Annotated in this window: 22 protein-coding genes; 12 read left to right on the top strand and 10 right to left on the bottom strand. The window is 66.6% G+C overall.

The genetic code is table 11. The features are described from left to right. Positions 1-133: 133 nt before the first annotated feature. Positions 134-880 carry a haloacid dehalogenase type II gene (locus AB4Z37_RS23150; protein WP_441519094.1) on the top strand — a complete coding sequence of 249 codons (747 nt, stop codon included), beginning with the start codon at positions 134-136 and terminating at the stop codon, positions 878-880. Between the two features lie 117 nt (positions 881-997). Then, a complete protein-coding gene (locus AB4Z37_RS23145; RefSeq protein WP_441519093.1) occupies positions 998-2,002 on the top strand; it encodes an NAD(P)H-dependent flavin oxidoreductase in 1,005 nt (334 codons plus the stop codon). Positions 2,003-2,108: 106 nt separating this feature from the next. Here AB4Z37_RS23145 and AB4Z37_RS23140 read toward each other — a convergent pair whose 3' ends face one another. Next, positions 2,109-3,797, bottom strand: coding sequence for a methyl-accepting chemotaxis protein (locus tag AB4Z37_RS23140; protein WP_441519092.1), 1,689 nt, complete (start codon positions 3,795-3,797; stop codon positions 2,109-2,111). 246 nt (positions 3,798-4,043) lie between these two features. Here AB4Z37_RS23140 and AB4Z37_RS23135 point away from each other — a divergent pair, with 246 nt between their 5' ends. Beyond that, positions 4,044-5,234 (top strand): acetyl-CoA C-acyltransferase, encoded by a 1,191-nt coding sequence (locus tag AB4Z37_RS23135; protein ID WP_441519091.1) that lies wholly within the window; start codon positions 4,044-4,046, stop codon positions 5,232-5,234. A gap of 76 nt (positions 5,235-5,310) precedes the next feature. On the opposite strand, the gene AB4Z37_RS23130 is transcribed toward AB4Z37_RS23135, so the two are convergent. Further along, positions 5,311-6,537 (bottom strand): multidrug effflux MFS transporter, encoded by a 1,227-nt coding sequence (locus AB4Z37_RS23130; protein ID WP_441519090.1) that lies wholly within the window; start codon positions 6,535-6,537, stop codon positions 5,311-5,313. A gap of 171 nt (positions 6,538-6,708) precedes the next feature. Here AB4Z37_RS23130 and AB4Z37_RS23125 point away from each other — a divergent pair, with 171 nt between their 5' ends. Beyond that, entirely contained in the window at positions 6,709-7,449 is a 741-nt protein-coding gene (locus AB4Z37_RS23125) for an SDR family NAD(P)-dependent oxidoreductase (RefSeq protein WP_441519089.1), read from the top strand. Positions 7,450-7,470: 21 nt separating this feature from the next. On the opposite strand, the gene AB4Z37_RS23120 is transcribed toward AB4Z37_RS23125, so the two are convergent. Then, the gene (locus AB4Z37_RS23120) at positions 7,471-8,091 is read right to left on the bottom strand and encodes a 2-hydroxychromene-2-carboxylate isomerase (RefSeq protein WP_441519088.1); all 621 of its coding nucleotides are present in this window, start codon (positions 8,089-8,091) and stop codon (positions 7,471-7,473) included. Positions 8,092-8,348: 257 nt separating this feature from the next. On the opposite strand from AB4Z37_RS23120, the gene AB4Z37_RS23115 reads away from it, so the two are divergent. Next, the gene (locus AB4Z37_RS23115; protein ID WP_441519087.1) at positions 8,349-8,864 is read left to right on the top strand and encodes a winged helix-turn-helix transcriptional regulator; all 516 of its coding nucleotides are present in this window, start codon (positions 8,349-8,351) and stop codon (positions 8,862-8,864) included. 16 nt (positions 8,865-8,880) lie between these two features. Here the strand turns inward: AB4Z37_RS23115 and AB4Z37_RS23110 are convergent, their stop codons facing one another. Next, positions 8,881-9,624 (bottom strand): SDR family NAD(P)-dependent oxidoreductase, encoded by a 744-nt coding sequence (locus AB4Z37_RS23110; RefSeq protein WP_441519086.1) that lies wholly within the window; start codon positions 9,622-9,624, stop codon positions 8,881-8,883. 211 nt (positions 9,625-9,835) lie between these two features. Beyond that, positions 9,836-10,771 (bottom strand): 2-dehydropantoate 2-reductase, encoded by a 936-nt coding sequence (panE, locus tag AB4Z37_RS23105; RefSeq protein ID WP_441519085.1) that lies wholly within the window; start codon positions 10,769-10,771, stop codon positions 9,836-9,838. A 273-nt stretch (positions 10,772-11,044) separates the two neighbouring features. On the opposite strand from panE, the gene AB4Z37_RS23100 reads away from it, so the two are divergent. Next, a complete protein-coding gene (locus AB4Z37_RS23100; protein ID WP_441519084.1) occupies positions 11,045-11,305 on the top strand; it encodes a DUF6719 family protein in 261 nt (86 codons plus the stop codon). 12 nt (positions 11,306-11,317) lie between these two features. Here the strand turns inward: AB4Z37_RS23100 and AB4Z37_RS23095 are convergent, their stop codons facing one another. Beyond that, positions 11,318-11,677 carry a hypothetical protein gene (locus AB4Z37_RS23095; protein WP_441519083.1) on the bottom strand — a complete coding sequence of 120 codons (360 nt, stop codon included), beginning with the start codon at positions 11,675-11,677 and terminating at the stop codon, positions 11,318-11,320. Positions 11,678-11,712: 35 nt separating this feature from the next. Beyond that, on the bottom strand, positions 11,713-11,877 hold the full coding sequence (locus AB4Z37_RS23090) for a hypothetical protein (RefSeq protein WP_441519082.1): 165 nt from the start codon (positions 11,875-11,877) through the stop codon (positions 11,713-11,715). Positions 11,878-12,239: 362 nt separating this feature from the next. Here AB4Z37_RS23090 and AB4Z37_RS23085 point away from each other — a divergent pair, with 362 nt between their 5' ends. Beyond that, entirely contained in the window at positions 12,240-12,461 is a 222-nt protein-coding gene (locus AB4Z37_RS23085) for a hypothetical protein (protein ID WP_441519081.1), read from the top strand. Between the two features lie 63 nt (positions 12,462-12,524). On the opposite strand, the gene AB4Z37_RS23080 is transcribed toward AB4Z37_RS23085, so the two are convergent. Beyond that, complete coding sequence (locus AB4Z37_RS23080; RefSeq protein WP_441519141.1) at positions 12,525-13,019, bottom strand: CreA family protein; 495 nt, start codon at positions 13,017-13,019, stop codon at positions 12,525-12,527. Between the two features lie 323 nt (positions 13,020-13,342). Between AB4Z37_RS23080 and AB4Z37_RS23075 the strand changes: the two genes are divergently transcribed. The 5 genes from AB4Z37_RS23075 (at position 13,343) to AB4Z37_RS23055 (ending at position 19,016) form a co-directional block, all read left to right on the top strand. Beyond that, complete coding sequence (locus AB4Z37_RS23075; protein ID WP_441519080.1) at positions 13,343-14,905, top strand: L,D-transpeptidase family protein; 1,563 nt, start codon at positions 13,343-13,345, stop codon at positions 14,903-14,905. A 107-nt stretch (positions 14,906-15,012) separates the two neighbouring features. Then, on the top strand, positions 15,013-16,656 hold the full coding sequence (locus AB4Z37_RS23070) for a hypothetical protein (protein WP_441519079.1): 1,644 nt from the start codon (positions 15,013-15,015) through the stop codon (positions 16,654-16,656). Positions 16,657-16,727: 71 nt separating this feature from the next. After that, positions 16,728-17,315 (top strand): glutathione peroxidase, encoded by a 588-nt coding sequence (locus AB4Z37_RS23065; RefSeq protein ID WP_441519078.1) that lies wholly within the window; start codon positions 16,728-16,730, stop codon positions 17,313-17,315. Between the two features lie 155 nt (positions 17,316-17,470). Then, a complete protein-coding gene (locus AB4Z37_RS23060; RefSeq protein WP_441519077.1) occupies positions 17,471-18,427 on the top strand; it encodes a polysaccharide deacetylase family protein in 957 nt (318 codons plus the stop codon). Between the two features lie 31 nt (positions 18,428-18,458). Continuing rightward, positions 18,459-19,016 (top strand): dihydrofolate reductase, encoded by a 558-nt coding sequence (locus tag AB4Z37_RS23055; RefSeq protein WP_441519076.1) that lies wholly within the window; start codon positions 18,459-18,461, stop codon positions 19,014-19,016. Positions 19,017-19,035: 19 nt separating this feature from the next. Here AB4Z37_RS23055 and AB4Z37_RS23050 read toward each other — a convergent pair whose 3' ends face one another. After that, complete coding sequence (locus tag AB4Z37_RS23050) at positions 19,036-19,488, bottom strand: DoxX family protein (protein ID WP_441519075.1); 453 nt, start codon at positions 19,486-19,488, stop codon at positions 19,036-19,038. A 147-nt stretch (positions 19,489-19,635) separates the two neighbouring features. Further along, entirely contained in the window at positions 19,636-21,945 is a 2,310-nt protein-coding gene (locus tag AB4Z37_RS23045) for an NADP-dependent malic enzyme (RefSeq protein ID WP_441519074.1), read from the bottom strand. Positions 21,946-22,084: the final 139 nt, after the last annotated feature.

Genomic DNA, 22,084 nt, shown 5'->3' with positions numbered 1-22,084 from the left:
CCGCCGGGAACACAAGCCCGTGGTTTGCCGGCCCGCGCCGGGGATGTTGGAATGCGGGGACGGTGCGACCAGCTGACACAAGACGGTCATGTCGCACCGCCGTAAATGTCACGCCAACAGCAAGGTGACCACCATGACGACCAGAGCCGTGGTCTTCGACGCCTATGGCACGCTTTATGACACCCAGTCGGTGGCCGCCATCACCGAGCAGGCTTTTCCGGGCTATGGCGACATCATCACCCAGGTCTGGCGGCTGAAGCAGCTCGAATACACCTGGCTGCGCTCGCTGATGCGGCGCTACGAGGATTTTTCGGTCATCACCCGCCAGTCGCTCGCCTTCACGCTGCGGGTGCTCGGCCTCCCGGATACCGGAGACGCATTCGAGCGGATCATGGGCAAATACCTGCACCTCGATCCCTATCCCGACGCCCGGCCGGCCCTCGCCGCGCTGAAGGGGCACCAGTTGGCGATCCTGTCGAACGGCAGCCACGACATGCTCGATCCGCTGGTCCGCAACAGCGGCCTCGACGGCATGCTCGACGCCACCTTGAGCGTCGCATCCAAGAGAATGTTCAAGCCCAGCCCCGACGCCTACGCGCTGGTCGAGGAAAAACTCGGCGCCGCACCGGCCGAGGTGCTGTTCGTCTCGTCCAACCCGTTCGACGTCTGCGGCGCCAAGGCGTTCGGCTTCAAGGTCGCCTGGATCGAGCGGGTCCGGCCGGACGTCCTCGCCGGCGCACTCGGCGACCGCCTCCGCCTCGCCCCGCTGACGCTGTTCAGGATTCTGCGCACCCAGATGGACGAGCTGGATGCCGCGCCGGATCACCGCATCCAGTCTCTCTCCGAGCTGCCGGCTCTGGTGGGCGCTGCACCGGCTTGACGCAGCCCCCCGGCGATGCGCACTATCCCCTTTAGTTCCCTTTTAGAACCATAGTAGTCTCATAACACCGACGGGCCGGCAGCCAGGCACCGATCAGGAAGCACCAAGGAGAACGGCATGAAGACACGCATCACGGAACTGTTCGGCATCGCGCACCCCATCATCCAGGGCGGAATGCACTATGTCGGCTTCGCGGAGCTCGCCTCCGCCGTGTCCAATGCCGGTGGCCTCGGCATCATCACCGGACTGACGCAGAAGACCCCCGAGCTGCTCGCCAGGGAGATCGCGCGCTGCCGCGACATGACCGACAAGCCGTTCGGCGTCAACCTCACCTTCCTGCCGACCTTCGCCAAGCCGCCCTATCCGGAATACATCGCAGCCATCAAGGAAGGCGGCGTCAAGATCGTCGAGACCGCGGGCCGCAGCCCTGAGCAGTACATGCCGGCGTTGAAGGCGGCCGGCATCAAGGTGATTCACAAATGCACCTCGGTCCGGCACTCGCTGAAGGCCGAGAGCATCGGCTGCGACGCTGTCAGCGTCGACGGCTTCGAGTGCGGCGGCCATCCCGGCGAGGACGACATCCCCAACATGATCCTGCTGCCGCGTGCCGCGGAGGAGCTAAAGATTCCATTTGTTGCCTCCGGCGGCATGGCCGATGCGCGTAGCCTGGTGGCGTCACTGGCGATGGGCGCAGAGGGCATGAACATGGGCACCCGCTTCATCGCCACCAAGGAGGCGCCAGTCCATGACAACGTCAAGAAGGCGCTGGTGGCGGCCACCGAGCTCGACACCCGCCTGATCATGCGGGCGCTACGCAACACCGAGCGGGTGCTGCGCAACGCTAATGTCGATCGTCTGCTCGAGATCGAGCGCGAGAAAGGCGCAGGGCTCAAGATCGACGACATCATCGACCAGGTTGCGGGCGTCTATCCCAAGGTCATGATCGAGGGTGACATGGACGCGGGTGCCTGGAGCTGCGGCATGGTCGCCGGCCTGATCCACGACGTCCCGACGGTGAAGGAGCTGATCGACCGCATCATGACTGAAGCGGAGGAACTTATCCTGGGCCGGCTCGCCGGCTTCCTCGGGCAGCCGGCTCGCGCGGCCGCAAAGGTCGCCTGAGCCACGGCGGGCGGCGCGGGCCACCTGCGCCGGATACAGACAACCGATACGCACCCCGGACGGCCAGGCCATCCGGGGTGTTGCGTTCAGCGGTTTCGCGATGCGATCAGGCAGCGCGCACCTTGCTGAGAAAATCGTCGACGGCGGAGCGCAGCATGCCCGCCTGCTGATCGAGTTCCCGCGCTCCGCGCAACACCTCGGTGGCCGCGGTGCCGGTGGCGGAGGCCGCCTTGCTGACGTCGCCGATATGACCGGTGATGTCGCTCGATCCCTGCGCCGCCGCCTGGATGTTACGTGCGATCTCGCGGGTCGCCGCGCCCTGCTCCTCGACCGCCGAGGAAATCGTCACCGCGATCTCGCTCATCTTGCCAATGGTGCCGGCAATGCCGTTGATGGCAGCGACGGCCTCACCCGTGGTCGCCTGCATGTTGGTGACCTGCGCCGAAATCTCTTCGGTCGCCTTCGCGGTCTGGGTCGCCAGCGCCTTCACCTCCGACGCCACCACGGCGAATCCGCGACCGGCTTCGCCGGCGCGCGCCGCCTCGATGGTGGCGTTGAGTGCCAGCAGGTTGGTCTGCTCGGCGATGGTCTGGATCAGCTGAACCACCGCTCCGATCTTTTCGGCACCGCCCGAAAGCTGCTGCACCGTCGAGTTGGTCTGCTCGGCTTCCACCACCGCGCGGCGAGCGATCTCATTCGACTGCGCCACCTGCCGCGAAATCTCGGCAACAGAAGCCGACAATTCCTCCGCCGCGGCAGCGACCGTCTGCACGTTGCCGAGCGCCTTCTCCGACACGTCGCTGACGGTACCGGCACGCTGGCTGGCATCGCCCGCCGTCGTCGTCATCGTCTCGGCGGCGGCCTGCATCTCGACCGCCGAGGTCGCGACTGAACGCACGACGCCATTGACGCTGCGCTCGAAGCCATCGGCGAGCGCGACCATGGCGGCGCGGCGCTCTGCGGCGGCCTGCTGCTGCACCTCCGCCTCCTTCTGCTCGAGCCCGCGGATCCGCAGCGCGTTGTCCTTGAACACCTGGACGGTCTTGGCCATGGCGCCGACCTCGTCGCGCCGTGTGGTGCCGGGGATCTCCGTCTCCAGGTTGCCGTCGGCGAGCTGCCGCATGGCGTTGCCGAGCCGGCCGAGCGGCCCGGCGATGCTGCGCGCGGTGAACACGGCGACGAGGCCCGTGATGCAGGCGATCGCCAGCATCGCAAGACCGAGCGACCAGGCGATCGGCTTCAGTTTGGTGTCGAGATCATCGAGATAGGCTCCGGTGCCGACCACGATGTCCCAGCCGGGAATCGCCACCGCGTAGGACAGCTTGCGCACCGGCTCGGTCTCGCCCGGCTTGATGTATTCGTAGCGCAGTGTCACCTCGCCCTTGGCCACCGCACCATCACGCAGCTCACGGGTCAGCGCGCGACCGTTGGTCTTTTCATCAAGGCGATTGACGCCGATCTGCTTGGGGTTGGGCGAGGCCAGCGTCACACCCTCATTGGTGAAAATGAACAGGTAACCGTTGCCCTTGTCGTAGGTCATGGCCTGTGCACGACGCGCGAACTCCTGGATCGCAGCCTCCTTGCTCAACTGTCCCGCCTCGACCTGCTTCTGCAATCCAGCCGCTACATTCTTCGCGACATCAACGATGGCGTGTGTCTGCTCCATCCTGTCGTTGAGAATGACGTCACTCATCAGCCGCGTGGCTTCGACACCTGCTGCTCCCAGACCAAGCAGCGCGATCACCACCAGCCCTCCCAGCTTTGCGGCAATGGGAAGGTTTTCGAACAGCTTCATGGACGTCTCCGGTTGAATGAAACGATGAAATCAGGCTTCGACCCGGATCATCCTACCGTCGACTGATTAGAGGTATCTTAATCACGTCAATGTCGGGCACGCGACACTTCGTCCACCTGCGCCGGCATACACAGACTGCATCTCTGCCTTGCCGCAATTGCAATCAGAGGTCGTGCGGCATAATATGATCAATATCATTCAAATTGGACCGCGCGGTTCGCACGGTCTCTCCTCGGGAGCGCATCCATGTCGTCAGATCCGATTGTCATCGTCGCCGCCGCGCGCACGCCGCTCGGCCGCTTTCAGGGCGAGCTGTCGCCGCTCAGCGCCCATCAACTCGGCTCGCATGTGATCAGCGCGGCGATCGAGCGCGCCGGGATTTCCGCGGAACGGATCGATGAGGTGTTCATGGGCTGCGTGCTGCCGGCAGGCCAGGGTCAGGCGCCCGCGCGCCAGGCCGCACGCGGCGCCAAGCTCCCGGACGCGACCGGTGCGACCACCGTCAACAAGGTGTGCGGCTCGGGCATGAAGGCGACCATGCTCGCCCATGACATCATCCTCGCCGGCTCGGCGGAGATCGTCGTCTCCGGCGGCATGGAGAGCATGTCGAACGCGCCTTATCTGCTGGCCAAGGCGCGCTCCGGCTACCGCGTCGGTCACGACCGCATCATCGACCACATGCTGATGGACGGCCTCGAGGACGCCTATGAGAGCGGCCGCTCGATGGGTGACTTCGGCGAGGCGACGGCGGAATCCTACCAGTTCAGCCGCAAGGATCAGGACGACTACGCGGTGGAGACGCTGACGCGCGCCCGCAAAGCGGTGGAAAGCGGCGCGTTCAAGGCGGAGATCGCGCCGATCGTGCTCACCGAGAAAGCCGGCCAGCGCACCATCGCCAACGACGAACATCCGCTGAAGGTCGATCCTGCCAAGATCCCGAACCTCAAGCCGGCATTCCGCCCCAACGGCACCATCACGCCGGCCACCTCCTCGGCCAATGCCGACGGCGCAGCCGCACTCGTGCTCACCCGCCGCTCGCTCGCCGAGCGCGACGGCTTGCCGATCCTCGCCGAAATCAAGGGCCATGCCACTCACAGCCAGCAGCCGCAGTGGTTCACCACCGCGCCGATCCCGGCGATCCGCAAGCTGCTGGACAAGGTCGGCTGGAGTGTCGGCGATGTCGACCTGTTCGAGATCAACGAAGCTTTCGCAGTGGTGCCGATGGCCGCGGCGCGCGATCTCGGCATCCCCCGCGACAAGCTCAACATCAACGGCGGCGCCTGCGCGCTCGGCCATCCGATCGGCGCCACCGGCGCGCGGCTGATCGTGACGCTGCTGCATGCGATGGCCAACAACGACCTGCGCCGCGGCGTCGCATCGCTGTGTATCGGCGGCGGCGAAGCCACCGCCATCGCGATCGAGCGCGCCGCGCACTGACGCACATCGGCCGCCTTAACGCGCCCCCGCCTCACGCACGGCGGGGGCTTTTTTCATGGCGGAAACCATGCACGGCTCACGCCGCGGCGGGACGGCCACTCCAGAAGATCACCAATGCCGCGAATGCGGCAGATGTCATGACAACACCGAGCGCCGCCATCACCGGCAGCGCCAGCGCGGCAGTCACACTGACCCCGGCCGCCGCGCCCGCCATCTGCAGAAACCCCACCAGTGCGGACGCGAGCCCCGCCCGATCCCCGAATGGCGACAGCGTCAGCGCGGTGCCGAGCGGATTGACGATGCCCATGCCGAACAGAAAGACGATCACCGGCAACAGGTATGCCGGCAACGACCGGTCGATCGCCTGCGCGACCAGCAGCGCAACGCCGCCGCAGGCCGCAACCCCGAGCCCGGTCAGGATGGCGCCGCGCAAACCGAGACGTGCGGCAAGCCGCGGCGCCAGCATCCCGGCGGCGAACACCACGAACACGGTCGCGGCGAAGAACATTCCGAGTGTCAGCGGCGCATAGCCCAGCCCCTCGATCAGGATCGCTGGCGATGCCGCGAACATCGCGAACAAGCCGCCCATGATCAATCCCACGGTCAGCCCCGGCGCGATGAACCGGCGATCCCGCAAGAGCGCGAGATAGGCGCCTCCGATATGGAGCGGATCGAGCGGTAGCCGCGCGCCGTCATGGGTTTCGCCGAATACGCGGCCGTAGAGCACCGCGATCACCGCGGCGACCAGCGCCACCACCGCGAATGCCGATGGCCAGCCGAACACCTGCTCCAGCGTCCCGCCGAGCAGCGGCGAAAAGCCTGGCGCAGCCGCGGTCGCCACCATGATGAAGGCGAGCGCCCGTCCCAGCGCCGCCCCCTCCAGCAGGTCCCGCGCGATCGCCCGTGCCAGCACTGAAGCCGCGCAGGCGCCAAGCGCCTGCACCACCCGCCCCGCCAGCAGCATCGGCAGGTCACTCGCAACGCCGCAGATCGCGCTGCCGCCGATGAACACCACGAGACCGCCCAGCACCAGGCCGCGACGGCCGAATCGGTCCGACAGCGGCCCAACCACGAGCTGGCCCGTCGCGAAGACCGCAAGGTACAGGCTGATCGTGCTGGCAACCGCCGTGGTCGGCACCGCGAAGCTGCGGGCCAGGCTCGGTAGCGACGGCAGCAGGATACTGGTCGCCAGTGTCCCGAGAGCCGCCAGCCCGGCAAGGATCAGGATCTGCGCCGTCCCGGCCGTTACGCCCGCGCGCGCACCGGCTCCCTCCTCCAGCCCGATCTCCCGCCGCATCGCCATGGTCGCACCCCGCAACTGCAAATAATATGACGAATATCATATTTATGGTGAGATCGACCATGTCCAGGCCGCATGCGTGCCCCGCGGAGATTCAAGCAATTGCTTGCTTCGCGCGCCAGCAGCTTCGCGCTAGGCTCGCCCGCCAGCAGCAGGCAATCCAGGAGAACCATAATGGCCAAGCCAACCGCGATCGTCGTCGGCGTCGGGGCCGAGCTCGGCGTGGGTGCCGCCGTCTGCCGCCGCTTCGCCGCCGAGGGCTACCATGTGGTCGCCACCGGACGCACCACTGACAAGCTGGCGCGGGTCGTGGACACGATCGCCAAAGCCGGCGGCAGCGCGCAAGCCGTGGTCGCCGACGCCACGCAGGAAGGCGATGTCGTCCGTCTGTTCGATCAGGTGATGGCGCTCGGTGCCGGTTTCGACGCGCCCGACGCGGTCATCTTCAATGCCGGCATCAATCGGCCCATCGAATTCCGCGACGTGACGGCCCAGCAGTTCGAAGAGTTCTGGCGGGTCTGCTGCTTCGGCGGCTTCCTGGTCGGGCGCGAGGCCGCGCGCCGGCTGGTGCCGCTTGGACGCGGCACGGTGATCTTCACCGGCGCGTCCGCCAGCCTGCGGGGCAAGCCCGGCTTTGCCCAGTTCGCCGCCGCCAAGGCGGGCCTGCGCATGATCTCGCAGAGCATGGCGCGCGACTACGGCAGGCTTGGCCTTCATGTCGCCCATGTCGTGGTGGACGGCGGCGTCAACGGCGAACGGTTGCGCTCGCGCAATCCGAACATCCTTGCAGAGCGCGGCGAGGATGGCCTGCTCGGTGTCGACGCCATCGCCGAGACCTACTGGCAGCTCCACCGCCAGCCGCGCTCCGCCTGGACCCAGGAGATCGATCTGCGGCCGTTCAAGGAAACCTTCTGACGGACAGCACCGCGAGGCGGTTCAAGCCGCCCGCGCCTGCTGGGTGAGGATTTCCTCCTCGACGTCACGCAGCTGGTCCTTGCCGAAAAACATCTCGTCGCCGACGAAGAAGGTCGGCGAGCCGAACGCGCCGCGGTCGACCGCGTCCTGGGTCAGCGCGATCAGCTTCGCCTTGACGTCGGCCTGCTGCGAGCGCGCGATCAGGCGGTCGGCGTCCAGCCCCGAGGCGATCAGCGCCTCGCGCAGCACCTGCGGATCGTCCATCTTCTTGGGCGCCTCCCACATGTGATGGTAGGCGGCCCGGAAGTAGGGCTCGAACACGCCCTCGAACTCGGCCGCGACCGCGCCGCGCATCAGCATCAAGGTGATCACGGGAAAGAACGGATTCGGCGTGAACCGTGTCAGATGGTGCCGATGGATGAAGCGCTCGGTCTCGCGCTGCATGTGCTCGGGCTTGTTCTTGACGCCGCGCAGGTAATCCGCTGGCGAGCTGTTGTTGGTCAGCTTGTAGATGCCGCCGAGCAGCACCGGCACGTAAGCGAACTTGACCCCGGTGCGCGCCTCGATCGCCGGGATGACCTGCGCGGCGAGATAGGCATTGGGGCTGCCGAAGTCGAACTGAAACTCCACCTTCGGTGCCATCGCTGTCCTCCCGTTGCGCGGCCCGCGTGCCCGGGCAGGTCGTCTTGCGCGCGATGCGAAAATTCATACAGTTCTAAAATAGAACTGTCAAACTGACGTGAGGCTGGTGATGGCGCGTCCCGCCGCGGTGCATTGCCGGCATGGCCCCATTTGGCCACGTCAATGCATCGATGCCGTTTTGGAATGGCGAGGCCGGAAATCTTTGCTATGTGTAGGCCAGATGACATCTGGGCCGTGAATGGCCGGGAGGATTGGCGATGAAGTGGGACGCGCTCGAGGACGAGTCGTGCTCGATGGCACGGACACTCGCGGTGATCGGTGATCGCTGGAGCGTACTCGTTCTGAGGGAATGTTTTCTCCGCGTGCGGCGCTTCGAGGAGTTTCAGTCCCATCTCGGCATCACGCGCCATCTGCTGGCGGATCGCCTCAAGAAGCTGGTCCGCTTCGGCGTGCTGCGCCGCGTGCCCTACCAGACCAGCCCCAAGCGCCACGAATACATCCTGACCCAGAAGGGCCTCGACCTGTACCCGATCCTGATGGCGATCGTGCGCTGGGGCGACATCCACATGGTGGACGAGCGCGGCCGTCCGCTGCTCTATCAGCACAAGACCTGCGGCAAGTTCTTCGAGCCGGTGATGATCTGCTCCGAGTGCGGCGAGCCGCTCCACGCCAAGGAAGTGCACACCCATCCCGGTCCCGGCGCGCCGGTCGCGGACCCCAAGTCGGTGGCCGCGCGCGCGACGCGCCGCAAGGTGTCGTCCGACGCGGCCTGACGGCCGCTCCCTCGCCTCACCATTTCTCGCCGAATGGCCGGATCTCGTGCTCGAAGGTCCAGGCATCGCGCGGTTGCTGGTAGAGCAGCCAGTATGCCTCGGCCACCGCCTCCGGTCGCATCAGGCGATTGGGATCGATGTTCTTGGCAGCCTCGGCACCTTCGCGCGTGCTGATCAGTTGCCGCACCCATTCGGTATCGACGCTGGCATCGATGATCAGGTGGGCGACATGGATGTTCTTCGGCCCGAGCTCGCGCGCCATCGACTGCGCCACGGCACGCAGGCCGAACTTGGCGCTGGCGAAGGCCGCAAAGCCGACGCCGCCACGCAGGCTCGCGGTCGCGCCGGTGAAGAAGATCGCGCCCCTGCCACGCGGCAGCATCGCCCGCGCCGCCTCGCGCCCGGTCAGAAAGCCCGAATAGCACGCCATCTCCCAGACCTTGCGGAACACCCGCTCGGTGGTGTCGAGGATCGGGAAATTGACGTTGGCGCCGATATTGAAGATGCAGGCCTCGAGCGGCGCATGGGCATCCGCGTCGGCGATGAAGCTGACAACCTCTTCTTCCTTGCGGGCATCGAGCGAGCGCCCGAACACGGTGCCGCCCGCCGCTTCGATCTCCTTGATCAGCGGAGCCAGCTTGTCGCCGTTGCGCCGGCCGACGAACACGGAAAACCCTTCCGCCGCAAATTTCTTGGCGATCTCGCCGCCGATGAAGTCTCCGGCGCCCACCACCGCCACCGTTGCCTGTCGCTTGGCCACATCGCCCTCCTGCGTGCATTGTTTCGCGCCCACACGCCCACGCCTGCCGCATGGCCAGTCCGAGCACCCTGACGCCAAGCATAAAGTTCTATTTTAGAACTTGTCAATCGATGCCGGCGCAGACCGTTCCGCAAGCCTCAAAATCGCTCGGCGTCTTGCGCCCGAGGCCCCGTTGGCCCCCGGCGGATCAGCCGAACAACGCGACTGCCCGTCAGAGGGATCCCTCCTGCTCGCGCCGCCGCCGCGCCTCGTAGGCCTTGAGGTGAACGTCCACGACACGCAGCAACGAGAGCGCGATGCCGCGCGCGACACCGCGCCGCAACAAATCGCCGATGATCTGATCCGCCTCGATCCGGGCACCGCGCTCGATGTCGCGCAGCATCGAGGCGGTGATCGGCGAGCCCGCCGCGGTGAACATGGCGCGCGAACGCTCCAGCGCCGCGGGCCGCGGGGCAAAGCCATGCGCCGCCGCTACACGTGCGCACTCCTCCAGCAACGTCACTGCCAATTCCGCGCCTCTGGCGGCAACGATATCGCCGATCGTCGCCCGCATCAGGCAGGTCATGCCGGCGCCGGTGGCGATGAACATCCACTTCTCCCACATGTCCTGCAGGATGGCCTCGCTCGCCGCCGCATTGAATTTCGCGCCGGACAGCAGCGCCGCCACCGCTCGCGCCCGCTCTGACAGGCCGCCGCCCTGCTCGCCGAAAGTCAGGCTGTGCATCTCGTTGAGATGCAGGATGTGGCCCTGATCGTTCAGTGTCGCCGAGATCACGCACTGGCCACCGAACACCCGCGCCGCGCCGAAGCGGGCGTTGAGCGCATCGAGATGCGCCATGCCGTTGAGCAGCGGCAGGATGATCGTGGACGGGCCGACCGCCGGCGCAAACCCCGCCATTGCGTCCGTGAGGTCGTAAGCCTTGCAGCTCAGCAGCACCACGTCGTACGGCCCGTCGAGGCGGTCGGCGATGACCAGCGGCGGCTTCGCCAGCGTGATGTCGCCAGCCGGACTCTTCACGACCAGCCCGTGCTGCAGTTGCTCGGCGCGGCGTGGCCGCACCAGGAACGTGACGTCGCGCCCGGCCTCGATCAGGCGGGCTCCAAAATAGCCGCCAAGGGCGCCGGCCCCGATCACCAGAACACGCATCAGACATCTCCCAAGGAATGACAAGGACCTGGCACGGCGCAGGCACACGCCGCCCGTCGTCAGGCCGCCGATGATCGAGGCGGCAATGGCGAACGGCAAGTTTCAAAACCGCATGGCTGCCAGATCGACCGCCGGAAAGGCCTGTTGCGCAGCCCACAGTTCCGCGCCTTGGGGCGCGCACGCGCGTCACGGGGTGGATTGAGCGAGAATCAGGCTATCACCGCTCCACACGACGTCAGCACGCGGGAGCGCCCGATGACACCTCTTGGTTCAATGCCATCTGCCGCGGGCCCGCGCGACACCTCGACATTGCTGCGGCTTGTCCTTGGCGCGGCCAGCGCCATGCTCTTCGTCACCTCCGCGGCGATCGGCGCAGGCGCCCTGTCCCAGGAGCCGCCGGATAGCGATTTCCGCCTCGGCCAGCGCGTGCGGATCGACGACGGCACCTGCCCCGCCGGCCAGATCAAGGAAGTCACGGCATCGAAGCTGACGCCCACGGGCATCGTGCGGACGCGGGCCTGCGTCAAGCGCTGAGCCAGCCGGCCGCTATTGGCCGTAGAGGCACGCCATGGTCGGTTTCGCCATCCGCGTCATCGCGGCATCGATCTGCCGCTCCTTGGTGGCGGGCAGCCAGGCCTTGTCGATGGTCGGCACCCCGGTCTCGCTGATCCCATAGAGCAGCGCGTCGCGCACATCGACGTCGTCGATCACGGCCACCGCCTGCCGGTGCAGACAGTCGCACACCGCCTCCGGACGCGACGAGCGCTTGATCATGTAGGGCGCGCACAGCCGGATGAACTCCCCGCGCGGATCCGGCATGTGCGAGAACGAACGGGATTCCGCATGAAGCGCTCCGCCGAGCAACATCAGGACGCCCGTCACGATGGCAACGATTCTCGATGTCATGGGGTATTCGGCAGGAGATGAGGTGGTTCGGCTGCTCAGCGCATGGCCATGCGGGGGATCGCGGGAGTGGAGACGCCGGCCGGGGGGCCGCCGTAGGCGAATGTCCCGACACCCGGAAGTGCATCCCCAGCGGCGGAGACATCCAGCGCCGGCGCCGCCAGCACGAACGCGAAGGCAAGAAGGAAGCTCAGGGCGCGCATGGCGTGTCTCCGGCGATGGTTTCGCGGATTGGTCGCGGAGACCGACGGCGAGGTTCAAGCCGCGGCGGCTGCTGGCCGGGCGCTCAGCGTTGGTTAACCCCGCGAGGTAAAACCTCGAAAATTATTGGCCCGACAACCCAAAACGGTGCCTGTCCCGCAACTTCTGTAACAGTCGGGCGTTACTCCATGCCTCGCCTGCGAGGACGAGATTCCACGTGTATCGAACCTCTCCCACCCAATATCGGCAGTTGCCGATACCGGGTGCGAGCGATCGGCCTCAGGGGAACCAGTCGGGAGGAACCGCCGTGGCAGATGAGACTTCGTTCGACCGCCGCCCCATTGAGCCGCTGGCGGCATCTGACATGACCGCATCGGAAACAACGGCCTGCACGCCGGACCTGGCGCCCGTTCACCGACGCGCGGCGCAGCGGCCTGACCTCGCGATGGCGTCGCAGCCATCCCCATTCATGCACAACAGCAACGTATCCATGCCGCAGAAGCTGCTGCGTTTAACCGGCAGCTACAATCCGGCACCGCCGCCGGCGTCGTGGCGCCGGGCCCAGCGCCACCCTGATGCAGCTTGATTTAAATTGATCAATATCAAAGTCTTATTGTAAAATCCGAATGTAGCGCGCAAGGCATCTCATCTAGTTGCCGATGAAGTCGCCGCACTTCTGGATCACGTCACTCGCGCCCCATGGCATGATCGGCACCGACGACGTCGAGTTCTTCGGCGAGCCTTCGATCAGCCGATCCGAATAGACCATGTAGACCAGCACGTTGCGCTTGGCGTCGCAGCCACGCACGATCTGCATTTTCTTGAAGAACAACGAACGGCGCTGACGGAACATGTCGTCGCCCTGCTGCGCCTTGGACTTGAAGCGGATTGGCCCGATCTGCCGGCAAGCTAATGAAATATCGGAGACTTCCTCAGCCACACCGAGCCATCCCTTGATGCCGCCCTTTTCCGGCACGGTGAAATGGCAGGCCACTCCCTCAACCTCCGGATCGTCGATGCCGTAGGTCGCGAGCTTGTCGTTCGGCGTCAGCCATTTGAACACCGTGGAGCGGCGGAAAATCAGGTCGGGCTCGTCCGCGGCATAAGCCGCCGAGCCCAGCAACACCGCGCCGACAGCGGCCATCAGCCCCGCCCGCAACCAGCGACGCCCCGCAACCTTCCTGACAAACGACATCGGTGTTCACTCCTAGAACAGTGCACTTGGCGTCCCGAATGTAGGATCGCGGAACCGTGATGAGAAGACGACCCGAGGGCGCAAATTTTCAGCCCTGCTGACCGGCGGCGGAAGATTTTGGTTAATTTTTACCTGACAATCTTTCGCGCAGCGGCGGGACGCACTCTGGTGAACCATGGCGCGGCCTGCGACACTCATAGCGGAACCATCCGGGAATCATTGTGAGCAGTCATAGGATTCAGTTCTTGTCCGTTGCGCGTGGGCATTCAGTCATGACATCCCTTTTCAGCCGAACCGGCGCAACCGTGATGGCCGTGTGCCTGACCGGCGCACTGGCCCTGCCGGGCCCGGCCGCCGCCTATCAGATCATCTGGCCGAACCAGACCTTCGAGCAGCCTGATCCGCTGCCCGCGCCGCCCGCCCCCCGCAGGCGCGCGGCGAAGCCGAGCTATCCGAAAATGGCCGACGCGCCCAAGGATATCGCCAAGCCCCGCGGACCGGTGATCATCGCGATCTCGATCGAGAAGCAGCATCTCAAGATCTACGACGCCAACGGCCTGTTCGCCGAATCGCCGGTGTCGACAGGGATGCGTGGCCACTCCACCCCGATGGGCGTGTTCAGCGTCATCCAGAAGAACAAGTGGCACCGCTCCAACCTCTACAGCAACGCGCCGATGCCCTACATGCAGCGCATCACCTGGTCCGGGGTCGCGCTCCACGCCGGCGTCGTACCGGGCTATCCGGCCTCGCATGGCTGCATCCGGCTGCCGATGGCGTTTGCCACCAAACTGTGGGCCTGGACCCGGCTCGGCGCCCGGGTGATCGTTTCTCCTGGCGAGGTGGCGCCGCAGGACATCAGCCATCCCATTCTGTTCACCCATGCGCCCGATGCCTCCGCATCGGCCGCGCCTGCCGGCGGCAAGCCGGCCGAGACGGCGCCAGCCAAACCCGAGAGGGCTGCGGCCGCCGAGCGCGAGGCCGATGTCGCGGACTTGCGCCTGGCGTCCAAGCACGATGACACCCCAGCCGAGACGACGCTTCCGCGCAGCGAGCCCGCCGAGCGCATTCGCGTCGCCAATGCCGATGGAGCGTTGACGCTGCCCCCCGCCGCTTCGGCGGAGGCCCAGCCCCGCGGCGATCTGCATCCCGCTGAAGGCCTCGCCGTTCCCGCCACCGCCCCGGGCGACAACGCGATCCAGAACGCCCCCTCGGGCGACCGCAAGGATGCCGCCCAGGCCCCGTCGAAGGATCTGTCCAGAGAAGAGACGAAGACAGACACCAAGAGCGATGCAAAGGCTGACGCCCAAGCCGACGCCAAGGACCAGCCTCGCCCTGCCGAAGCCGCCAAGGACCAGCCCGCCAAGCCCGAGGCTGCCGTGGCGACCGCGCCCAGGCGCAGCGGCCATATCGCCGTGCTGATCAGCCGCAAGGAGAACCGGCTCTATGTGCGTCAGAACTTCGAGCCGCTGTTCGATATTCCCCTGACCATCGCGGAGAGCGATCGCCCGCTGGGCACGCATGTCTTCACCGCCCGGGCCGATGGCGACATCCCCGGCGCCTTCCGCTGGTCGGTCACATCGCTGCCGCCGCGCAAGGCCGTCGAGGAGCCGGCGCCACGGCGCCGGCATGCCGCCGCCGCAGCAGCGCCGGCCGAGGCTCCCGCTCCGCCGCCCGCCGCCACCCCGGCGGAAGTCCTGAGCCGCCTTGCCGTTCCCGACGATGCCATGATGCGGATCGCCTCGGCGATCGCCCCCGGCGGCTCGATCATCGTGTCGGACCAGGGCCTCGGCGGCGAGACCGGGCTTGGAACCGACTTCATCATTCCGCTGCGCTGACCGCTCAGGCCGAGCGAGCCCTGGACGGCCGATCGGCCGTCCGGCATCGCTAAAATCCTGCCCCCAGGGTCGCCTCGCCCCTGCCGCTGGGGTAGAAGACGCCCGTCATGGATGATCAGCCCCTTCAACCCGTGTCGCCCGCCATCGGCGATCCCGTCCTTCCGCGCCGCGATGCGCTCGCGCGGCTGACCGGGCTCGGCCCGCGTGGCGGCCTCGCCGCGATCCTGCTCGGGCTCGCGGTCTCGTTCTTCGCGCTGGGCTACACTGCGGTCTACTGGCGCAACGCCGACATGGACTTCATGGTCATCTACAATGCCCTGGCGCTCAACGATGGCCGGCCGCAGCTGTATTTCGACCACCCGGCCTATCTCACCATCCTCACCGTGAAGCTCTGGTTCCAGCTGCTGCATGCGCTGGGCTGGCTCGATGGCTGGACGCTGTCGGCGATGCCCCCTGCCAGCGACCGCGCGGCCTTCGACGCTGCGATGCTCGCGGCGGTGCGGGCCGGACGGGTGCTGGCGTTCATGATTGCGATTGGCTGCGTGCTGGTGTTCGGCGCCTTGGTCCGCCGCATCGTCCGCGACTGGCGGCTCGTTCTGCTCGCCACCTTCGCATTTGCCTTTTCCGGCGGCGTCGCCGTACATATGCGCATCCTGCGCAGCGAGCTGCTCGCCGCCTGCGGCGTGGTGTTCGCGCTGCTGCTGCTGATCGTGGTCGGCCGGCGCGGCAGCACCTGGCGCCCGCTGTGGGTCGCCCTCGCCGCAGCCTGCTGTGTCCTTGGCCTGGAGAACAAGGTCCACGCCATCCTGCTGATCGCGGCCCTGCCGGTCGTACTGCTGCCGTTCGGCTCCACGGGAAGTGCGAGCGTCGGCGTGTGGACGCGCCCCACCGGCTGGGCGCTCGCACTGGTCGCGGTGCTGGCCGCAGTGCTCGCCATCGCGACGGCCTGGCCGCTGATCGCAGCGGGCCTCGCGCCGTCGGCGCTGGCGGCGGCGGGGCTGCGGCCGATCGGAACGCCCGGCACATACCAGACCGTCCTCCTCGCCTGGCTCCTTGCCGGCATGGTCGGCTATGCGGTGTTGTGGCGGATCAGCGCGGCTGAAACGCTGGCGGCCATCGCGGCGGCCGTGGGCGGCGCCGCGCTGGCACTGCTCGCGCTTCGCCTCTCCTACAACATTGGTGACCTCGTCGCGGTGATGAACCCGCTCGAGCGGATGCTGAGCTTCGCCGACCCTGCGACCGCTTCCGCCACCGAGGGCGGTGCGCTCGGCATCGCCCGGCTGCTGCTCGACGGGGTGCGGCTGGTGCTGATGCGGCTGACCTTCGTTCTCTACACCTCGCCGCGCCCGGCGGTGTTTCTCACCTGGCTCATCATTCCCGGCATCGTCTACGCTTGGCGGCGCGGCGAGCGGCAGGTCGCGGTCCAGGCTCTGCTGCTGCTGCTCGCAGCGATCGGCATCGATGCGCTCGGCGTCCGGCGCGGCCTCAAGGCCGAGTATTTCATCTTCACCGATCCGCTGATCATCGTTGCCGGCGCCGTGCTGCTCGACCACCTCAGCGAGGTACGCACCTGGCGGTTCGCCTATCCGATCGGCGCAGCACTGTTCACCATCCATATCGTGCTCGGTCAGGCCGAGCCGGTGCACTACATGCTCAAGCGCAGCGGGCCGGAAGAAGTCTGCGCCTGGAATGGCCACTACATGCCGCTGCTGCCGCTGCCCTGGTGCAAGGAGCCGCCGCCACGCACGTAACGGGCTGTTGATCCGGCCTGGCCGGCAAATCGGCTAGCCTCGGCACAGTTGCAGATCACGACGAGCGGCTCATGATCGATCGCAGACGAATCTTGACATTGACGCTGGCAGCCGGTCTCGGCCGCGCGACGTTTTCCCCGACCTCGGCCGAGACATCGTCGGCGCCCGGCATCAGCCGCATCACCGCCTACGGTTTCTCGTTCGCCGCGCTCGACGGCAAGGACATCCGCCTGTCGGACTTCGCCGGCCGGCCGATGCTGATCGTCAACACCGCCTCGCTGTGCGGCTACACGCCGCAATATGCCGGGCTGCAACAGCTCTGGACCGAGTTTCAACCCCAGGGGTTGATGATGATCGCCGTGCCGTCGAACGATTTCGGCGGCCAGGAGCCCGGCGGCGCCAGCGACATCGATCAGACCGCACACGCGCAATATGGTGTGACATTTCCAATCACCGCCAAGGCCGTGGTGCGTGGTCCGAACGCCCATCCGTTCTATCGCTGGGCCGCCGCAGAGCGCCCCAAGGCGGTTCCCGCCTGGAACTTCCACAAATATCTGCTTGGCCGCGACGGCCATATCACCGACGCCTTCGCCAGCGCCGTCGAGCCCACGGATACGCGGATCAAGACCGCCATTGGCCGCGCCTTGAGCGCGGCCTAGCCGCGCCGCGCCCATCGGGCCGCTGGCGCGCCCGCCACACTGGTCGCAGCGGCCACCGTGGCGACTCAGTCGCGCCTACACTAGGATGGTGTCAGCGGCAATGGAACCGCGGCAGGACGGCAAGAAATCTTGCTTCAAGAACGGCGGGGAATTCGATGCGAATCACGACGGGTTTGATAGTGGCGAGTGCTGTATCGGCGTTGATGTTCACCGCCGCCCTGGCCCAGACGCCAGCGCGCCCGGCAGCCGCCAAGCCCGCGCCGGCGGCTCCTGTCGCAGCCGCTCCCGCTCCTGCTGCGGCCGCCCCGGCGAGCGCCGACAAGACCGCGTGCACCAATCCCGACGCCCTCGGCGTCGCCCGCGTCGTGCAGATCGACACCACCGGCGGCCCAGGCTTCGGCTTCGAGCACTTCAAGCAGCTCGACTTCCTGCGCGACAAGGAGGTGGTGCTGACCTTCGACGACGGCCCGTGGCCCAACAACACACCCGCGGTGCTCAAGGCACTGGCGGACGAATGCACCAAGGGCCTGTTCTTTCCGATCGGCAAGCACGCGACCTACCATCCCGAGATTCTCCGGCAGGTGCTCGCCCAGGGCCACACCATCGGCGCACATACGTGGTCGCACGCCGTCCTCACCCGCAAGGGCATGACGGATCAGGCGGCGAAGGACGAGATCGAGAAGGGCTTCAGCGCGGTGCGCTGGGCGCTCGAGGCGCCCCCGGCTCCGTTCTTCCGCTTCCCGGCCCTGCAGCACCCACCGGCGATGGTGACCTATCTCGGCGAGCGCAACATCGGCATCTGGTCCTGCGACGTCGACTCCTTCGACTTCAAGTCGAAGAACCCCGAGCAGGTGATCACCACGGTGATGACCAAGCTCGACAAGCTCGGCAAGGGCATCATCCTGATGCACGACTTCCAGAAGCATACCGCCGAGGCGCTGCCGACGCTGCTGCGCCGGCTGAAGGCTGGCGGCTACAAGGTGGTGCATATCAAAGCCAAGGGCACGGTGCAGACCATCGCAAGCTACGACGAGGCTCTGATCAAGGACACCAAGCTGCCGACCGTGACCAGCCGTCCGGTGTCGAGCGTGGTGCAGACCATCTCGGAATAAGCCTTCTGCCAGAGCCTGCCGGACTGCCACGATGACTGTGTTGCGTATCGAAGGGTTTGTCATCGTGTCGGCTGACGGCATGTTGGCGGATGCCGCTCGCGAAATGCCCGCTGCCCTGAAATTCGCGGGCGACCAACGCTTTTTCAACGACGCGCTTGATGGCGTCGACCTCATCGTGCATGGACGTCGATCCTTCGAGGATCAGCCCAACTCGCCGCGGCGGACACGGATCATCCTGACCCGCTACACCGCGGCGCTCGCGCCCGATCCTGCCAATCCCAAGGCGACGCTGTGGAATCCGGCCGGCGCGAGCTTCGAGGACGCGTGTGCTGCGGCCGGTGTGCGCAGCGGCACCGTGGCGATCATCGGGGGCCCGGTGGTGTTCGCGATGTTCTTCGGCCGCTATGACACCTTCTGGCTGTCGGAGGCGCCGCAGGTCCATATTCCCGGCGGTGTCGGTGTGTTTCCCGGCGTCCCTGAACGCTCGCCTCACGATATCCTGCGCGCCTCGGGCCTGCGTCCCGCCGAGCGCCGGATCCTCGAAGCCGAAGGTCCCGTCACCGTCACCGCGTGGCGCCGGGCGACCTGACCGCGCCGCCAGCGGCCGATCAATGCTCGCCGTAGGCGATCCCGCCCTCCGCGGAGCGCCGCGGAAAGCCGACGATGATCAGCAGCGCCCCGACCAGCGACAGGTTCTTCAGCGCGTGTATCGTGTTATTGACGCGATCCGCGCCGGTCATGTTCCAGAAATCGTGGTAGAAAACAGTCACCGCGATGACAAACAGGATCAGGATCGCGGCAAAGAACCGCGCGCCGAAATTGAGCGCGATCATCAGCCCGCAGATCACTTCGAGGGCTCCGGCGGCAATCGCCAGCTGCTGTGCGATCGGCATCCCGGTCAGGCTCTCGAGCTGACCGGTATAGCTGGTCAACGCCGCCGGAATGACCACCTTGGTGGCGATCTCCTGGGCCGTGACCGAAATGTCGAAAAGCTTGTTGGCCCCGGAGAAAACGAACAGCACTGCAAACAGAATACGCCCGATCGCGACAATTCCAGACATGCCAGGCCCCATTCGACTGTAACGCCCCACTGGGCGATCCCGGGGACACGCTCTCGGGCCCCCGATCGCCGGTCTAAAGTATGACCGGCGCCGGCGAGTTGTCCAATGTCCGGATTCAGAGCCGTCTGGCTCTGAAGCGAACAGGCCTTACGCGAACAGGTTCGGCTGCTGCCGGCTCGCCTTCTCCTGCGCTTCGACCACGGCGACGGCCGTCATATTGAGCACGCCCCGCGCCGTCACCGACGGGGTGAGGATGTGCGCGGGCCGCGCCGGACCGATCAGGATGGGGCCGACCGGCAGCGCATCCCCGATCATCTTGATCATCTGGTAGGCGATGTTCGCGGCATCGAGGTTGGGCATGATCAGCACGTTGGCGACGCCCTCGAGGCGCGAATGCGGCAGGATGTTCGCGCGTGCGAGCTGGGACAACGCGGAGTCGCCCTGCATCTCGCCGTCCGCCTCGATTTCCGGATGCGACTGCGCCAGGAGGCGTGTCGCCTCGCGCATTTTGCGCGAGGAGTCGCTGTCGTAGCTGCCGAAATCCGAGTGCGACAGGAAGGCGATCTTGGGCTTGAGGCCGAACCGCTGGACATGCTGCGCGGCCTGCGCCGCCATCTCGGCGAGCTCCGCCGCGCTCGGATTGAGCCGCACCTGGGTATCGGCGATGAAGTACGGCCCCTTGCTGGTGATCAGCAGCGCCAGCGCCGAGCAGTCGTCCGCGCCGGGACAGAATCCGACGATCTCGCGGATGTGCCGCAGGTGGCTCATGTAGCGGCCTTCGACGCCGCAGATCATCGCATCGGCTTCGCCGCGCATCACTGACAGCGCCGCGATCACGGTGTTGTTGGTGCGCACCAGCGTGCGGGCGGCATCCGGCGTGATGCCACGCCGGCCGGCGACGTCAATATAGCTCTGCACATACGAGCGATAGCGCGGATCGTCTTCCGGATTGACCAGATGGAAATCCTTACCCGCGCGGATGGCGAGGCCGAACCGCTCGATGCGGGCGGCGACGACGGACGGCCGCCCGACCAGGATCGGCAGCGCCAGTTTCTCCTCCAGCACCACCTGCGTGGCGCGCAGGATGCGCTCGTCCTCGCCCTCGGCATAGATCACGCGAACCGGCTGGGTCTTCGCCTTGGCGAACACCGGTTTCATGATCAGGCCTGAGCGGAAGGTGAAGCGCTCGAGCCGATCGGTATACTCGTCGAAGTTCGTGATCGGACGGGTGGCAACGCCCGACTCCATGGCCGCCTTGGCCACCGCCGGCGCGATCCGCAGCATCAGGCGTGGATCGAACGGGCTCGGGATCAGCGATCCCGGCCCGAAACCCTGCACTTCGCCGGCGTCCGACGAACGCGCCACCACATCCGACGGCGCCTCGCGCGCCAGCTGGGCGATCGCATCCACCGCGGCGCGCTTCATCTCCTCGTTGATCGCCGTGGCGCCGACATCGAGGGCGCCGCGGAAGATGAACGGGAAGCAGAGAACGTTGTTGACCTGGTTCGGGAAGTCGGAACGCCCGGTGCAGATCATGGCGTCGGGGCGCACGGCACGGACGTCGTCCGGCATGATCTCCGGCGTCGGGTTGGCGAGCGCCAGCACCAGCGGCTTCTCGGCCATCTGCGCCACCATCTCGCGGCTCAGCACGTTCGGGCCGGACAGCCCCAGGAAAATGTCAGCGCCGCCGATGACGTCGCCGAGCGTGCGCTTGTCGGTCTTCTGGGCATAGACCGCCTTCCAGCGATCCATGTTCTCGTTGCGGCCGACATGCACGAGGCCGTCGATGTCGTTGACCCAGACGTTCTCGCGCTTGGCGCCCATCCACACCAGCAGATTGAGGCAGGCGAGCGCCGCGGCACCGGCACCGGCGGTGACGATCTTCACTTCCTCGAGCTTCTTGCCGTTGAGCGCGAGCGCGTTGCGCACCGCCGCAGCGACAATGATCGCGGTGCCATGCTGGTCGTCATGGAACACCGGAATCTTCATCCGCTCCTTGAGCTGCGCCTCGATCTCGAAGCACTCGGGCGCGCGGATGTCTTCCAGGTTGATGCCGCCGAAGGTCGGCTCCAGCGCGGCCACGGTCTCGACCACGCGCTCGACCGTGTTGGCGGCGATCTCGATGTCGAACACGTCGATATTGGCGAACTTCTTGAAGAGAACGGCTTTGCCTTCCATCACCGGCTTGGAGGCCAGCGGACCGATGTTGCCAAGGCCCAGCACCGCGGTGCCGTTCGACACCACCGCCACCAGGTTGGCGCGGCTCGTCAGGGTTGCGGCCTCGCCCGGATCTTCGGCGATGACCGTGCAGGCCGCAGCAACGCCCGGCGAATAGGCCAGCGCGAGGTCGCGCTGGTTCGCCAGCGGCTTGATCGGCTGGATCTCGAGCTTACCCGGGCGCGGCAGGCGGTGATATGCGAGCGCGGCCGAGCGAAGATCTTCAGAATTAGACGCCATTTCAGTTCCTCCGAAGCCTCTTCGTGCCGCGCCAATATCAGTTCACTGCCGTCCGCTGGAGACGGCATGCCGCCAGCGGCCCGCCTCCGCCGTTCTCGCCAAACCGGTTCGCATTGCCGGAAGCTGCCCCGCCCGACGG

Source organism: Bradyrhizobium sp. 2TAF24 (assembly GCF_052115025.1).
Lineage (GTDB): Bacteria > Pseudomonadota > Alphaproteobacteria > Rhizobiales > Xanthobacteraceae > Bradyrhizobium_A.
This window is presented reverse-complemented; position numbering and strand designations above follow the sequence as displayed.

Excerpts from the sequence above, each read along its gene's own strand:
- AB4Z37_RS23150 (WP_441519094.1), top strand. The coding sequence starts at position 134 with ATGACGACCAGAGCCGTGGTCTTCGACGCCTATGGCACGCTTTATGAC.
- AB4Z37_RS23145 (WP_441519093.1), top strand. The coding sequence starts at position 998 with ATGAAGACACGCATCACGGAACTGTTCGGCATCGCGCACCCCATCATC.
- AB4Z37_RS23140 (WP_441519092.1), bottom strand. The coding sequence starts at position 3,797 with ATGAAGCTGTTCGAAAACCTTCCCATTGCCGCAAAGCTGGGAGGGCTG.
- AB4Z37_RS23135 (WP_441519091.1), top strand. The coding sequence starts at position 4,044 with ATGTCGTCAGATCCGATTGTCATCGTCGCCGCCGCGCGCACGCCGCTC.
- AB4Z37_RS23130 (WP_441519090.1), bottom strand. The coding sequence starts at position 6,537 with ATGGCGATGCGGCGGGAGATCGGGCTGGAGGAGGGAGCCGGTGCGCGC.
- AB4Z37_RS23125 (WP_441519089.1), top strand. The coding sequence starts at position 6,709 with ATGGCCAAGCCAACCGCGATCGTCGTCGGCGTCGGGGCCGAGCTCGGC.
- AB4Z37_RS23120 (WP_441519088.1), bottom strand. The coding sequence starts at position 8,091 with ATGGCACCGAAGGTGGAGTTTCAGTTCGACTTCGGCAGCCCCAATGCC.
- AB4Z37_RS23115 (WP_441519087.1), top strand. The coding sequence starts at position 8,349 with ATGAAGTGGGACGCGCTCGAGGACGAGTCGTGCTCGATGGCACGGACA.
- panE (WP_441519085.1), bottom strand. The coding sequence starts at position 10,771 with ATGCGTGTTCTGGTGATCGGGGCCGGCGCCCTTGGCGGCTATTTTGGA.
- AB4Z37_RS23100 (WP_441519084.1), top strand. The coding sequence starts at position 11,045 with ATGCCATCTGCCGCGGGCCCGCGCGACACCTCGACATTGCTGCGGCTT.
- AB4Z37_RS23095 (WP_441519083.1), bottom strand. The coding sequence starts at position 11,677 with ATGACATCGAGAATCGTTGCCATCGTGACGGGCGTCCTGATGTTGCTC.
- AB4Z37_RS23090 (WP_441519082.1), bottom strand. The coding sequence starts at position 11,877 with ATGCGCGCCCTGAGCTTCCTTCTTGCCTTCGCGTTCGTGCTGGCGGCG.
- AB4Z37_RS23085 (WP_441519081.1), top strand. The coding sequence starts at position 12,240 with ATGACCGCATCGGAAACAACGGCCTGCACGCCGGACCTGGCGCCCGTT.
- AB4Z37_RS23080 (WP_441519141.1), bottom strand. The coding sequence starts at position 13,019 with ATGGCCGCTGTCGGCGCGGTGTTGCTGGGCTCGGCGGCTTATGCCGCG.
- AB4Z37_RS23075 (WP_441519080.1), top strand. The coding sequence starts at position 13,343 with ATGACATCCCTTTTCAGCCGAACCGGCGCAACCGTGATGGCCGTGTGC.
- AB4Z37_RS23070 (WP_441519079.1), top strand. The coding sequence starts at position 15,013 with ATGGATGATCAGCCCCTTCAACCCGTGTCGCCCGCCATCGGCGATCCC.
- AB4Z37_RS23065 (WP_441519078.1), top strand. The coding sequence starts at position 16,728 with ATGATCGATCGCAGACGAATCTTGACATTGACGCTGGCAGCCGGTCTC.
- AB4Z37_RS23060 (WP_441519077.1), top strand. The coding sequence starts at position 17,471 with ATGCGAATCACGACGGGTTTGATAGTGGCGAGTGCTGTATCGGCGTTG.
- AB4Z37_RS23055 (WP_441519076.1), top strand. The coding sequence starts at position 18,459 with ATGACTGTGTTGCGTATCGAAGGGTTTGTCATCGTGTCGGCTGACGGC.
- AB4Z37_RS23050 (WP_441519075.1), bottom strand. The coding sequence starts at position 19,488 with ATGTCTGGAATTGTCGCGATCGGGCGTATTCTGTTTGCAGTGCTGTTC.
- AB4Z37_RS23045 (WP_441519074.1), bottom strand. The coding sequence starts at position 21,945 with ATGGCGTCTAATTCTGAAGATCTTCGCTCGGCCGCGCTCGCATATCAC.